Raw genomic sequence first — 13105 nt, 5'->3', positions numbered from 1 at the left:
CACCCAAGGGGATAAGCTTCCTGTATGGAGGACCCGTAATATAGGGGAATCCGCGGGCGCGGCCAAACTCCCGTGACAGGTTTACCGAAAGTTTGGGAGTGGGAATTGTCTGAGAAGCAGGAGAATTCTGGCCCTCCTAGCCGTCGTTCTTCTGCCCGCTCTGCCGGCGCACGCTCAGGCGCAGGCCGACGCCCCGGCGCCAGCCGCGGACGCCGCGGACGCCGCGGACGCCGCTCAGGCCCTTTGCGCCGACCGGCCCAGCAAAGCGACGCCGCCGTGCATCCTCGACCCGGGTCACGTGCAGCTTGAGGTGGGACTCGCCGACGCGGTCTTCCAGAACAGCAACGGCCCGCATCAGACCCTCTACACCGTCAGCGCCTGAGAACTCCGCGTCGGTCTCACTCCCGACCTGGAAGTGGAGGCGAGCTGGGCGCCGCTGATCATCGACCACCAGCGCGGCGCCTCCGACGTCACCGGAAATGGCGACCTCACCGTTGGCTTCCGTCGCCTTGACCAAACCCGGCAGTGACGGGCCTCAGGTCTCCATCCAGGCCTATGTCACCGCGCCCAAGGCGACCAACGGCCTCTGAGCCGGAGGCTGGACCGGCGGAACCCGCCTTCCCGTCGCGATCCCGCTCAGCAAGGACTTCGGCCCTGGCCTGACCCCTGAGGTGGACTTGGTCCGCAACGCCAGCGGCGGGGGAACCCGCCTGGCGTGGTCGACCGCCGCCGGCGTCAGCCGCGCCTTCGGCAAGATCACGCTCGGCGTGGAGGCCTGGGGCGAGGTCGACGACGACCTGCAGGCGCCCACGTATCAGGCCAGCGCCGATTTCACCGCCGCGCAGATGGTCGGCGAAAACACCCAACTCGACGCAGGGGTCCATTTCGGCCTCAATCGTCAAACCCCCGACGCCGAGGCCTACGTGGGCGTCTCCCACCGCTTCTAGAGCGTTTTCAAACGTCCGTTCGATTTGCGTCTTCCGCCTCCGAAGCCGCTGGGCTAGCGTCCGGCCCACTTCGAAGAGACTTCCGGGAGAGCGGGAATGAAGGCGCTATTGAGCAAGGCCGTGGGCGGGCCAGAGACGCTCGTCCTGGAGGACGTGCCGAGCCCCGAGGCGAAGCCCGGTAACGTGGTCATTTCGGTCAAAGCGATCGGCGTCAATTTCCCCGACGTGCTGATCATCGAGGACAAGTACCAGTTCAAGCCCGAGCGCCCCTTCGCGCCTGGCGGCGAACTCTCCGGCGTGGTGAAGGCCGTCGGCGAGGGCGTGACCAATGTAAAGCCCGGCGACCGTGTCCTGGCCAACACCGGCTGGGGCGCCATGGCGGAGGAAGTGCTGCTGCCTGCCGGCCGCGTCTGGAAGATCCCGGACGCCATGCCGCATGACATCGCCGCGGCCTTCATCCTCACCTATGGCACGTCCTGGCATGCGCTCACCGACCGGGGCCACCTGAAAGCCGGCGAGACCCTGCTGGTGCTGGGCGCGGCCGGTGGGGTCGGCCTCTCGGCGGTGGAACTGGGCAAGGCGCTGGGCGCGCGGGTGATCGCCGCCTGCTCCACCCAGGAAAAGGTCGACCTGGCCATCGCGCACGGCGCCGACTCGGGCGTCGTCTATGGCCGCGGCCCCTTCGACAAGGAAGGCCAGCGGGCGCTCGGCGCGCTCTTCAAGGACGCTTGCGGCCCGAACGGCGCCGACGTGATCTACGACGCCGTGGGCGGCGACTACGCCGAGCCGGCGCTGCGCTCCATCGCCTGGGAAGGCCGCTATCTGGTGATCGGCTTCGCGGCCGGCGACATCCCGCGCATCCCGCTGAACCTGGCCCTGCTGAAGGGCTGCGATATCGTCGGCGTGTTTTGGGGGACCTGGGCGGGCAAGAACCCGGAAGCCTTCGCGAAGTCCATCGACGACCTGCTGGACCTGTACGCCCAGGGCAAGATCAAGCCGCATGTCTCCGAGCGTTTTCCGCTTTCCAAAGGCGCCGACGCCATCGCCCACCTGGGCAGCCGCCAGGCCATGGGCAAGGTGGTCATCACTGTGGACTGACGGCTTAAGCCTCTGTCCATGGGCGAGCTGTTAAGCCGGCGGCGACAGGCGTCCACGCCCGGAGACAGCATGCCCAAGTCCGCAGGCGAGATTGGCGGCCTGGCGCCGCCGATGGCGGTCGCCATCCCGGCGCTCCTCGCGGCGCTCTACGCCTGGGCGGTATTCGCCTCGACCTTCTGGCGACCCGGCGCCATCGGCCTGAACTACAATGCGCCGGGCAGCGACTGGATGGTGCTCTATAGCGCCGCGCACCTGGCGCTCTCCGGCCACATGCCGCTCATTTTCGACGGCGACCGCTTCACGGCCTATCTGAACGCCTCGCTGGGCCACTGGCTGACGGCGCCGTTGCAGTTCCGGCCGTGGGTCTACCCACCGAGCTTCCTGGTGATGCTTGCGCCGCTCGAGCCCCTGGGCTTCGCCGGCTCCTACGCGGCGTTCCAGTTCATCAGCGCGGGCTTGCTGGCCGCCGCCCTGCTCTATCGGGCCGACCAGCCCAGGGTCGCGCCTTGGCTGGCGCTGGCGGTGCTGATCAGCCCGGCGGCGTCGATCAACGCGGTGGACGGCCAGTGCAGCTTCCTGGTCGCCGCCCTGCTGGTGGCGGGGTTCCGGCTGCTGGGGCCGCGGCCGCTGCTGGCCGGAGCGGTGCTCGGGGTGCTGACATTCAAGCCGCAATTCTGGATCCTGGTGCCGGTGGCCCTGGCGGCGGCCGGTCAGTGGCGCAGCCTGGCCGCGGCCATCCTCTCAGCCGGCGTTCTGGCGGCGATCAGCGCGGCGATATTCGGGCTCGAGTCCTGGGTCTGGTGGATTCGCGAGACCCTCCAGAGCTATTCCAGCGCCGACCCCAAGTGGGTGTCGCTCGGCCGCATCTGGGGCAACAGCGTCTATACCTGCGCGGTGCTGTTGGGGATTCCGGCGAAGCTGGCGTCGCTGATCCAGACCGGCGCTATCCTGGCGTCCGCTGCGGCGGTCGTTGCGACCTTCCGCACGCGCCTGGCGCCTGACCTCAAGCTGGCCGTGCTGCTGGTCGCCGCGATCCTCGCCGCGCCACATTCGGCCGCCTATGACGTCGTCCTGCTGGTTGTCGCCGCAGGCCTGTGGCTGGCGTCGGAGCCCACGCCTCCGGCCATGTGGCGCTGGATCCTGGCGCTGGCATTTTGGCTGAGCGCCCTGTTCAGCCCGCCGGTGCTGATGCCGACGGGGCGCTTCATACCCTTGCTGCTCGTCGGCTTCATCGGCCTGGTGCTTTACAGCGCGCGCGCAGGCATGCGCCTCGACGCGGCGCGGAACACGCCCTAGCAATCGATCACGAGATGAGTGGAGGATTGCGGGTGGCGGGACGTCTGGACGGCAAAGTTGCGGTGATCACCGGCGGCGTGTCCGGCATCGGGCTGGGGACGGTGGAGCTGTTCGTGGCCGAGGGCGCCCGTGTGGTCGCCGCCGATATTCAGGACGAAAAGGGCCGGATGCTGGAGCGGCGGTTCGGCGGTGCGGTTCGCTACGCCCGCAGCGACGTGACTGTCGAGGGCGACATCGCCGGCGCCCTGGGCCTGGCGAACAGCGAGTTCGGCGGGCTCGACATCCTGTTCAACAACGCCGGCATCTCCGACATGATGCGCGACGTCACCGAGATTCAGCCTGAGACCTGGAGCTGGATCTTCGACGTTCTGGTCCGCGGGCCAGCGCTCGGCATGAAGCACGCCACGCCCTTGATGCTGGCGCGCGGCGGCGGGTCTATCATCAACACCGCGTCCATCGCGGGCCTGCAGGCGGGCTGGGGCCCGATCGCCTATTCCTCGGCCAAGGCCGCGGTTATCCATTTGAGCCGCTGCGCCGCCGCCCAGCTCTCGCCGCAGAAGATCCGCGTCAACGCTATCTGCCCGGGGCTGATCGCCACCTCGATCTTCGGCGCCTCGCTGGGCCTGCCCCGGGAGGTAGCCGACCAGATGGCCGCCCGCGTCGCCGAGCACGGCGCCAAGGTCCAACCGGTCCCCAAGGCCGGCGTTCCCGAGGATATCGCCAAGGCCGCCCTCTACCTGGCCAGCGACGATTCCGAGTTCGTCACCGGCACGCACATCGTGGTGGACGGCGGCATCACCGTCGGCTCGCGACACAGCTGGGACCAGAGCGGCCCCTCGCCCTTCGCGGCCCTGTTCCCGGAGCTCGGGGCGGACGCCGCGGCGGATTGAAGTTTCCGTTTACGTAAGGTGATGCTTTTTCACCGGCGCTGGGCGGGCTAAAGCCTGCGCCAGATCGGATCACAAGAGATCGGGAGCGCCACGCCATGAAACTTGATTCCTCCGTCGCCGCGGTCGTTACCGGCGGCGCCTCCGGCCTCGGCGAGGCCACCGTCCGCAAGCTCGCCGAGCACGGCGTCAAGGTCGCCATCTTCGACATGAATGAGGAGAAGGGCGAAGCGGTCGCCAAATCGGTCGGCGGCGTCTTCTGCAAGTGCAACGTCACTTCGGAAGAGGAAGTCGACGCCGCCTTCGCCAAGGCCCGGGCCGCTCACGGCCAGGAGCGCGTGCTGGTCTGCTGCGCGGGCACCGGCAACGCCATCAAGACCGCAAGCCGCGACAAGCAGACCGGCGAGACCAAGCACTTCCCGCTCGATAGCTTCAACTTCATCATCCAGATCAACCTGGTCGGCACCTTCCGCTGCATCGCAAAGTCGGCGAAGGGCATGCTGGACCTGGAGCCCATGGAAGACGGCGAGCGCGGCGCCATCGTCAACACCGCCTCGGTGGCCGCCGTCGACGGTCAGATGGGCCAGGCGGCCTATTCGGCCTCGAAGGGCGGCATTGTCGGTATGACACTGCCGATCGCCCGCGACCTAGCCGGCGACGGCATCCGGGTGAACACCATCCTGCCGGGCATCTTCAACACGCCCCTGATGCAGTTCGCCCCGCCCCAGGTGAAGGACGCGCTCGCGGCGTCCGTCCCCTTCCCCAAGCGCCTCGGCAATGCGCCGGAGTACGCCTCCCTGGCGCTCGAGATGATCACCAACGGCTACTTCAACGGCGAGCACGTTCGGCTGGATGGCGCCATTCGCATGGCGCCGCGCTAAGTCCTACCCCAGCGTCTTCCGGAAGAACCGCACGACCTCGGCATTGAACGTCGCGTGGAAGGCCGCGCGGTCGAAGACGCCATCCCCGCAGATCGAGGGTGCGGCCTTGGCGAGCGCCGGGCTGCAGGGCGGCAGGAAGTCGAAGTGATCGGCGCCGGGGACCACGTGGTGCTCCGGCGGGTTCGGCAGGTTCCTGCGCACGGTCTCGGCATAGAATGGCTGCGGCAGGACCGTGTCCCATTCGGCGCGCCAGAGCTGGATCGGGACCTTGACCTTCGCCAGGCCGGCCGGGGTGAAGGCGTAGCCCAGCGCCGGCGCGGCGATCACCGCGGCGCGGATGCGCGAATCGTGCGCCGGAACGGTCGCCGTGGCTGATTGACGCGGGAACATCCGCAACATCTGGCAATCGTAGAAGTGCGGGTGCACGGCGCAGTGGCGGTCCGTCAGGCTCATGTCCGGCTCGCCGCCGATTGCGGCCAGCACGGTGAAGCCCCCGGCTGAGAAGCCGAAGGCGCCGATACGGGCGGCGTCCACGGCGTCGTGTCCCTGCCACGCCTGGGTCATGTAGTCGATCGCGACGCTGAGGTGCCTCGGCCGATCGATGATCCTGAGGGCGCGGCTGCGGTCGTCGTAGGTGTCGCCCGTGTGGGCTACGGCGGCGACCACGAAGCCGGCGCGGGCCAGGGCCTGGGCGGTGTCGAAATGATCGGCGTCGGAGCCGCCGGTCCCGTGGCTGACGACGATCAGCGGATGACCCTGGCCGGCGACCGGCGCGCCATGGGCCACGACCTGAGAGCTGAGCGCGAGCGGTTCGGCGGCCTCCGGCGCGGTGGTGGGATACCAGATGGACATCTTCAGCGGCCGGTCGCCGACCACTGGGACGCTCACCGTCTCATACCCGACGCCGCCGGCGTGGGCGAAGCCCGCCCAGGCAAGGGCCGCGAGGCCGGCCAACCAGATGTGCAGCTTCATCGCCATCTCCATGTAAGCGACACTTACATTGCAACTCTATGTTAGCTGTGTCAACATTCATCCATGGCGACGGCGCGCGGCTACCACCACGGAGATCTTCGGGCGGCGCTGATCCGCGCCGCTGCGGACGCCGTGGAGGCGGGCGGGCCGGACGCGGTGTCCCTGCGCGAACTCGCCCAATCGCTCGGCGTTTCCACGGCCGCGCCCTATCGCCACTTCGCCGACCGCACGGCGCTGCTGAACGAGGTGGCGGCCCTTGGCTTCGCCGATCTCAACGCCGCCTATGCCCGCGCCCAAGCGGGGGCGGCCACGCCCCAAGCGGCAATGCGTGAGACCGCGAGGGCCTATCTGAATCTTGCGTTCGGACGGCCCGGCCTGTTCCGCCTGATGTTCGCCAGCGACCTGGTCGGGGCGGCCGACGCGCCGGCGAGCCTGCTGGTCCCGGCCGGCGAAGCCTGGGAGTCGCTGTTCCGGGCGGTGGCCGCGCTGGATCCTGCCGCCGACCTCGCCACCGTCAAGCGCCGCGCCATCACTGGCTGGTCAACACTTCACGGCTTCATCACCCTGGTGCAGGGCGGGCGGCTGAAGGGCTTCATGACCGAGCCCCTCACCGAGGCCGAACTGCTGGACGCCATCCTCGACAAGACGCTGAACGAGGCATGACACGGCGCCGTTCGGCCCGCGAGCGAGGCTAGGCCTCCCCATCCGGCTCGAAGCGAGGTAGGGATCGACCCCCAGCGAAAGCTCCCGATGCCCGCCTCCACCCCTGCCTTCGGCGAGTCGCCCGTCGCCCGCAACGCCATCGTCATCTTGGCGGTGATCGCGGGGGGCGCCACGCTCTACTTCCTGGCGCCGATCCTGACACCGCTGGCGCTGGCCATGTTCCTGGCGGTGATGATCGACGGCTTTGCGCGTGTCCTACAGCACCGGCTGCCGCATGTGTCGAAGACTGCGGCGCTGCCCCTGGCGGTGACGATCTCCCTGGTGCTGTTCGGCGGCACGGCCGTGTTCGTGGCGATGAACGGCGCGGCCTTCATCGGCCAGCTCGTGGCCTATGGGCCCAAGCTCGACGCGGTCATCGCCCAGTTGGCGACCATGGCCGGGGTCAAGGACCCGCCGACGGTGGTGAGCCTGATCAAGGGTCTGGATGCGTCGAAATACCTGGGCCTGGCGGCGCGCGCCGTGCAGGATTTCGCCTCCACAGCCCTCTTCGTCCTAGTGTACCTGGCCTTCATCCTGGTTTCGCGGAAGGGCTGGGAGCGCAAGGCAATCGGCCTCTTCCCCCACCGCGAGGAGCGCCAGGAAGCGGTGACCGCCTTCCTGCGCATCCGCGGCGGCGTGGAGCGGTACCTCTTCGTCCAGACCGTCACCGGCCTGATGGTGGCGATCCTCTCCTTTATCGCCATGTTCGCGGTCGGTTTGCACGACAGCCTATTCTGGGCCTTCCTGATCTTCCTGGCGGTCTACATCCCGGTGGCCGGCGGGGTGTTCGCCGGCGTCGCGCCGCCGCTCTTCGCCCTGGTGCAGTTCGACGGCTACGGCCACGCGGTCGTCCTGTTCATCGCGCTGCAGGCGGTGGGCGTGATCATCGGCAACGTCGTCTATCCGCGGATGCAGGGCCGCAGCCTCAATATCGACCCGGTCATGGTCCTTCTGTCGCTGGCCTTCTGGAGCGCGATCTGGGGCCTGACGGGAGCCTTCCTGTCGACGCCGCTCACCGTCATGGTCATGGTCATCCTGGCCCAGTTCGACGGCAGCCGCTGGATTTCGGTCATCCTCTCGGCGGACGGCGATCCGCAACAGCTGAAGAACAAGATGCCCAACGAGCCGCCCGACGAAGCCGACCCGCCGCCCGCCAAGGGCCCGCTGGCGAAAGTCATGCGGCGCCGTCCAAAAGCCGCCTGACGTCGACAACAACACCCAAGGGTCTTCAACTTGCGAAATCGGCACCTATCTATGGCTGGCCCCGGGCGTGAAACGTCCGGCGGCTGTGTCCGCATCCCCCCAAGCACGCGGGCCCAGCGAGCAAAGAGCGTTCCGTCGCCCCCCCACGACGGAACCAAACGGCGCCGGACACTCTCCTCCGGCGCCGTCCTCGTGTCTGGAGGCGCCAAATGACCCGCGTCCCCGCCACGGGAAGCCTCCCGAAAGCCATCGCCGCAGCCCTGAAAGGCGACTCAGCGCTCGCCGTGGCCAAGGCCTTCGCCGGCCAGGCCGCAGCCGACGCCGCACCTGACGAACTGCCCGAGCTCAACGCCGCCGATCTTGCCGCCAACTTGGCCGACTTCTGGAAATTCGGCGAGCGCCGCCGCGGCCGCGGGCCGACCCTGCGCATCGCGCCAGCGATCGGCGCAAATGCGGCCGGCCTCGACCGGCTGGAGATCGTGCAGGACGACGCGCCGTTCCTGGTCGATTCGATCATGGGCGAGATCGCCGAGCAGGGGCTGTCGGTCCGCGCCCTCTTCCATCCCATCGTCGAGGTCCAGCGCGATCGCACAGGCGTCCGTGGGACGACCGGCTCGGCTCACCGCGAGTCGATGATCCAGGTGATCCTCGATCCCGTCGGCAAGGACCGCGAGCACGCCCTGGTCGCCGGGATCGCCGAAACCCTGAATGACGTCCGCGCCGCCGTGGACGACTTCCCGGCCATGCTCGAGCTGATGGGCAGGACGCTCGCCGAGCTGAAGCTCAGCGGCGACAAGGCCCGGCCCGAGGAGATCGCCTTCCTGAGCTGGCTGCAGGCCGAGCAGTTCGTCTTCCTGGGCGCGCGGATCTACGAATACCCGCGCCTCAAGAGCGGCGAATACGCGGCCGAGGAGCCGCTCTACCAGGCAAAGGATGGGCTGGGCGTGCTGCGCGACCCGTCCCGCCACGTCCTGCGCCGCGCCAACGAGCCCGCGATCCTGCTGGCCGACGTCAAGCACCGCCTGCTGTCCGACCCGGCGCTCACCGTCGCCAAGTCCAACGTCAAGAGCCGGGTGCACCGCCGCGGCTACATGGATTACGTGGGCGTCAAGCGCTACGACGCGCAGGGCAAGCCGTTCGGCGAAGTCCGCTTCGTCGGCCTGTTCACCGCCGAGGCCTATGACGAGCCCGCCAGCGCCGTCCCGCTGATCCGCGAAAAGGTGGCCAACGCGCTCAATCGCGCTGAGACCGCGCCCGGCAGCCACAACGAAAAGCGGCTGCGCAACATCGTCGAGAACTACCCGCGCGACGAACTCTTCCAGATGACAGAGGACGAACTGCTCAACCAGGCGCTCGGCATCCTGCATCTCTACGATCGGCCGCGCGTGCGGCTGTTCGAGCGCAAGGACCCTTTCGAGCGCTTCGCCTCGATCCTGCTGTTCCTGCCGCGCGACCACTACGATTCCGACCTGGCGGCCCGCGCCGGCAAGATCCTGGCCAATGCCTACCGCGGCCGGGTCTCGGCGTCCTATCCGAGCTTCTCCGACGCCCCTTTGGCGCGGGTGCATTACATCATCGGCTTCTCCCCGCGCGACCACGCCGAGCCCGATCTGAAGGCGCTGGAAGTCTTGATCGCCGAGGCGGCCCGTACGTGGGAGGACCGCTTCGAGGACGCCGTGCGCGCCTCGGGCCGCCCGCCAGGCGAGGTCGCCGAGGTCCTGGGCCGCTACCGCGACGCCTTCCCCGCCGGCTACCGCGACCGCTTCCGGCCGTCGGAAGGCCTGGCCGACCTGGCGGTGATCGACGCCATGGCTGAGGGCCAGGAGATCGCCGTGCGCGCCTACCGGTCGCCGGGCGATTCAAAGCTGCAGTTCCGTTTCAAGCTCTATCGCGCAGGCGCGCCGGCGCCGCTCTCCGACGTCCTGCCGATCCTCGAGAACATGGGGTTGAAGGCGCTGGCCGAGGCCGGCTTCCCGGTCTGCCGCCCGCGCACGCCCGCGGTCTGGGTGCACGATTTCGAGATCGAGGACCCGCACGGCGCGGACCTGGTGTTCGCCGACCTGAAGGCCGCGTTCGAAGACGCCGTGGTCGCCGTCTGGACCGGCCGCACCGAGAACGACGGCTTCAACCGCCTGGTGCTGGAGCTCTCGATCCCCTGGCGTGACGCAGCCCTGATCCGCGCGCTCGCCCGGCACCGCCAGCAGTCCGGGCTCGATCCCAGCCAGCGGGTGCAGGAGGAAGCGCTGTCGGCCCATCCGGAAGTGGCGCGGCTGATCCTCACCCTGTTCCGGACCAAGTTCGACCCGGCGTCGAACGCCAGCGTCGAAACCCGCCGCAACCAGGCCGACGCCCTGATGCTCGAGGTCGTCGAGGCCCTGCAGTCGGTGGAGAGCCTGGACGAGGACCGCGTCCTGCGCCGCCTGGCGCTGCTGGTGCAGGCGGCCCAGCGCACCAACTTCTACCAGACGGGGCCGGACAGGCAGCCCAAGCCCTACATCTCCTTCAAGGTGGCGAGCGGCGACCTAGCCGACCTGCCGGCGCCCAAGCCCTATCGCGAGATCTTCGTCTGGGGGGTGAACGTCGAGGGCGTCCACCTGCGCTTCGGGCCCGTCGCCCGCGGGGGCCTGCGCTGGAGCGACCGGCGCGACGACTTCCGCACCGAGGTCCTGGGTCTGGTGAAGGCCCAGCAGGTGAAGAACGCGGTGATCGTGCCCGTGGGCTCGAAGGGCGGCTTCTATCCCAAGCAGCTGCCCAAGGGCGGCTCAGCCGACGCCGTGCGCGCCGAGGGCGTGGCGGCCTACACCACATTCCTCTCCGGCCTCCTGGACATCACCGACAACCTGGCCCCCGACGGCAAGGTAATCCGACCGGACAACGTCATCGCCTTCGACGGCGACGACCCCTATCTGGTCGTGGCCGCCGACAAGGGCACGGCCACCTTCTCCGACATCGCCAACGGCATCGCCGAGGCTTACGGCTTCTGGCTGGGCGACGCCTTCGCGTCCGGCGGTTCGGCCGGCTACGACCACAAGGTGATGGGGATCACCGCCCGCGGCGCGTGGGAGGCGGTGAAGCGCCACTTCCGCGAACTGGGCAAGGACATCCAGGCTGAGCCCTTCACCGTGGTCGGCTGCGGCGACATGTCGGGCGATGTTTTCGGCAACGGCATGCTGCTCTCGAAGCAGACCAAACTGCTGGCCGCCTTCGACCACCGCGACATCTTCCTCGATCCCGATCCGGACCCGGCCAAGTCCTGGGCCGAGCGGTCGCGGATGTTCGCCCTGCCGCGCTCGTCCTGGGCCGACTACGACAGGAAGCTGATCTCCAAGGGCGGCGGCGTCTTCTCCCGCACCCTGAAATCGATCCCTCTGTCGCCGCAGGTGAAGGCGATGCTGGAGGTCAAGGCCGACGCCATGGCTCCCGCCGACCTGATCCACGCCATCCTGAAGAGCCAGGCGGAGCTGCTCTACCTGGGCGGCATCGGCACCTATGTGAAGGCGGAGCGCGAGGCCAACGCCGACGTCGGCGACAAGGCCAACGACGCGGTCCGCATCAACGGCAAGGACCTGCGGGTCAAGGTCGTCGGCGAGGGCGCGAACCTCGGCCTCACCCAGGCCGGCCGTATCGAATACGCGCTCGCCGGCGGCAAGATCGACACCGACGCCATCGACAACTCGGCCGGCGTCGACACCTCCGACCACGAGGTGAACATCAAGATCCTCACCGGCATGCTGGAACGCACCGGCGAGCTCAACCGCAAGCGGCGCGACACGCTTCTGCAATCGATGACCGACGACGTGGCGCGCCACGTCCTGGCGCACAACTACGACCAGACGCTCGCGCTCTCGTTGATGGAAATGGACGCCCTCGGCGAGATGGGTCCCTACGCCCAGTTCATGGCCGAGCTCGAGAGCCAGGGCCGCCTGGACCGCGCCGTCGAGGGCCTGCCCGACGCCGCTGGCATGGCCGAGCGCACCCAGGCCGGCAAGGCGTTGACGCGACCCGAGCTGGCGGTGCTGCTGGCTTATGGCAAGCTGGAGCTGAAGCGCGAGATCGTCGGCAGCGATGCGCCGGACGATCCCTTCTTCGAAGGCCTGCTGAAAGCCTATTTCCCCAAGGCGATGCGCAAGTGGGCCGAACCCATGCGCCGGCACCGGCTGCGCCGCGACATCATCGCCACCGTCGTCGCCAACGACATGATCAACCGCTGCGGGCCAAGCTTCCCGGCGCGGTTGATGCCGGCGGCAGGCGCCAACGCCCAGGCCTTCACCGCGGCCTACGAGGCGGCCAAGGCGGTGCTGGGAATCCCGGCCTTGTGGGACGCGGTCGCGGCGCTGGACGGCAAGATCCCGGCGTCCGGGCAGATGGCCCTTTTCCGGCGGCTGAGCGCGGCGCTGCGCGGCTCGACCTTCTGGCTGTCCCGCCGCGCGGCGCGGGACAAGCTCGACGTCGACGCCCTGATCAAGACCTACGGCGCGAGCTTCCAGGGCCTCTTGAAGCTGATGCCCGGCATATTGTCGCCTATCGAGCAGGCCCAGGTGGAAGCGCGCGTTCGCCAGCTGACCGAGGCGGGGGCGCCCGCCGACAAGGCCCGCGCCGTGGCTGTCCTGCAGCCCATGACCATCGCCGGCGACCTGGTGGACATCGCCGAGGCCTCGAGCTGGCCGCTGGCCAATGTGGCGCGGCTCTATCACGCGGTTGGCGAGGCCTTCGGCTTCGACAAGGTGCGCCAGGCCGCCGGCGCCTATGCGGTGGGCGATAACTTTGAGCGGACGGCGTTGCGCCGCCTGATCGAGGACCTGCTCACTCAGCAAGGCGACCTGACCCGCACGGTGATGGCGTTCTCGGGCGGCGCCCAGGCCGGTGAGGACGCCAGCCACGCCCGCGACGCGGCCTCGGCCTGGACGGCGTTGCGCCCCGACAAGGCCCACCTGGCCCGCCGCACCATCGACGAGATCGAAGCCTCCGGCGGCGGGTGGTCCTTCGCCAAGCTCACCATCGCCAACGCGGCCTTGCGCGAGCTGGCGGCCGAGGGCCTGAAGAAGCGGCGGTAGGCGCGGCAAATTCCTCCCCTTAGGGGGAGGTGGCGCGAAGCGCCGGAGGGGCTTCCTCAACTGTT

At 68.9% G+C, this 13105-nt stretch carries 10 protein-coding genes; 8 read left to right on the top strand and 2 right to left on the bottom strand.

The window, feature by feature from the left end; genetic code table 11:
• Positions 1-136: 136 nt before the first annotated feature.
• Positions 137-355, bottom strand: a complete 219-nt coding sequence (locus E8A12_RS04960; protein ID WP_293366681.1) for a hypothetical protein — start codon at positions 353-355, stop codon at positions 137-139.
• 322 nt (positions 356-677) lie between these two features.
• Between E8A12_RS04960 and E8A12_RS04955 the strand changes: the two genes are divergently transcribed.
• The 5 genes from E8A12_RS04955 (at position 678) to E8A12_RS04935 (ending at position 5109) form a co-directional block, all read left to right on the top strand.
• Positions 678-947 carry a hypothetical protein gene (locus E8A12_RS04955; protein ID WP_293366680.1) on the top strand — a complete coding sequence of 90 codons (270 nt, stop codon included), beginning with the start codon at positions 678-680 and terminating at the stop codon, positions 945-947.
• Positions 948-1043: 96 nt separating this feature from the next.
• Entirely contained in the window at positions 1044-2045 is a 1002-nt protein-coding gene (locus E8A12_RS04950) for an NADPH:quinone oxidoreductase family protein (protein ID WP_293366679.1), read from the top strand.
• Positions 2046-2114: 69 nt separating this feature from the next.
• A complete protein-coding gene (locus E8A12_RS04945) occupies positions 2115-3341 on the top strand; it encodes a glycosyltransferase family 87 protein (protein ID WP_293366678.1) in 1227 nt (408 codons plus the stop codon).
• 32 nt (positions 3342-3373) lie between these two features.
• Positions 3374-4231, top strand: a complete 858-nt coding sequence (locus E8A12_RS04940; protein WP_363211578.1) for an SDR family oxidoreductase — start codon at positions 3374-3376, stop codon at positions 4229-4231.
• 95 nt (positions 4232-4326) lie between these two features.
• Positions 4327-5109: an SDR family NAD(P)-dependent oxidoreductase gene (locus E8A12_RS04935; RefSeq protein ID WP_293366677.1), complete on the top strand. Its 783-nt coding sequence runs from the start codon at positions 4327-4329 to the stop codon at positions 5107-5109.
• Positions 5110-5112: 3 nt separating this feature from the next.
• Here E8A12_RS04935 and E8A12_RS04930 read toward each other — a convergent pair whose 3' ends face one another.
• Entirely contained in the window at positions 5113-6081 is a 969-nt protein-coding gene (locus E8A12_RS04930; protein WP_293366675.1) for a prolyl oligopeptidase family serine peptidase, read from the bottom strand.
• 63 nt (positions 6082-6144) lie between these two features.
• Between E8A12_RS04930 and E8A12_RS04925 the strand changes: the two genes are divergently transcribed.
• From E8A12_RS04925 to E8A12_RS04915, 3 genes are all read left to right on the top strand, one after another.
• Positions 6145-6744, top strand: a complete 600-nt coding sequence (locus tag E8A12_RS04925; protein ID WP_293366673.1) for a TetR/AcrR family transcriptional regulator — start codon at positions 6145-6147, stop codon at positions 6742-6744.
• A gap of 87 nt (positions 6745-6831) precedes the next feature.
• Positions 6832-7986 (top strand): AI-2E family transporter, encoded by a 1155-nt coding sequence (locus E8A12_RS04920; protein ID WP_293366672.1) that lies wholly within the window; start codon positions 6832-6834, stop codon positions 7984-7986.
• Positions 7987-8195: 209 nt separating this feature from the next.
• Positions 8196-13040 carry an NAD-glutamate dehydrogenase gene (locus E8A12_RS04915; protein WP_293366670.1) on the top strand — a complete coding sequence of 1615 codons (4845 nt, stop codon included), beginning with the start codon at positions 8196-8198 and terminating at the stop codon, positions 13038-13040.
• Positions 13041-13105: the final 65 nt, after the last annotated feature.

Origin of the sequence: Phenylobacterium sp., assembly GCF_004799395.1 — a bacterium.
GTDB lineage: Bacteria > Pseudomonadota > Alphaproteobacteria > Caulobacterales > Caulobacteraceae > Phenylobacterium.
The sequence above is the reverse complement of the archived record's forward strand: the minus strand, read 5'-3'. Positions and strand labels throughout refer to the sequence as shown.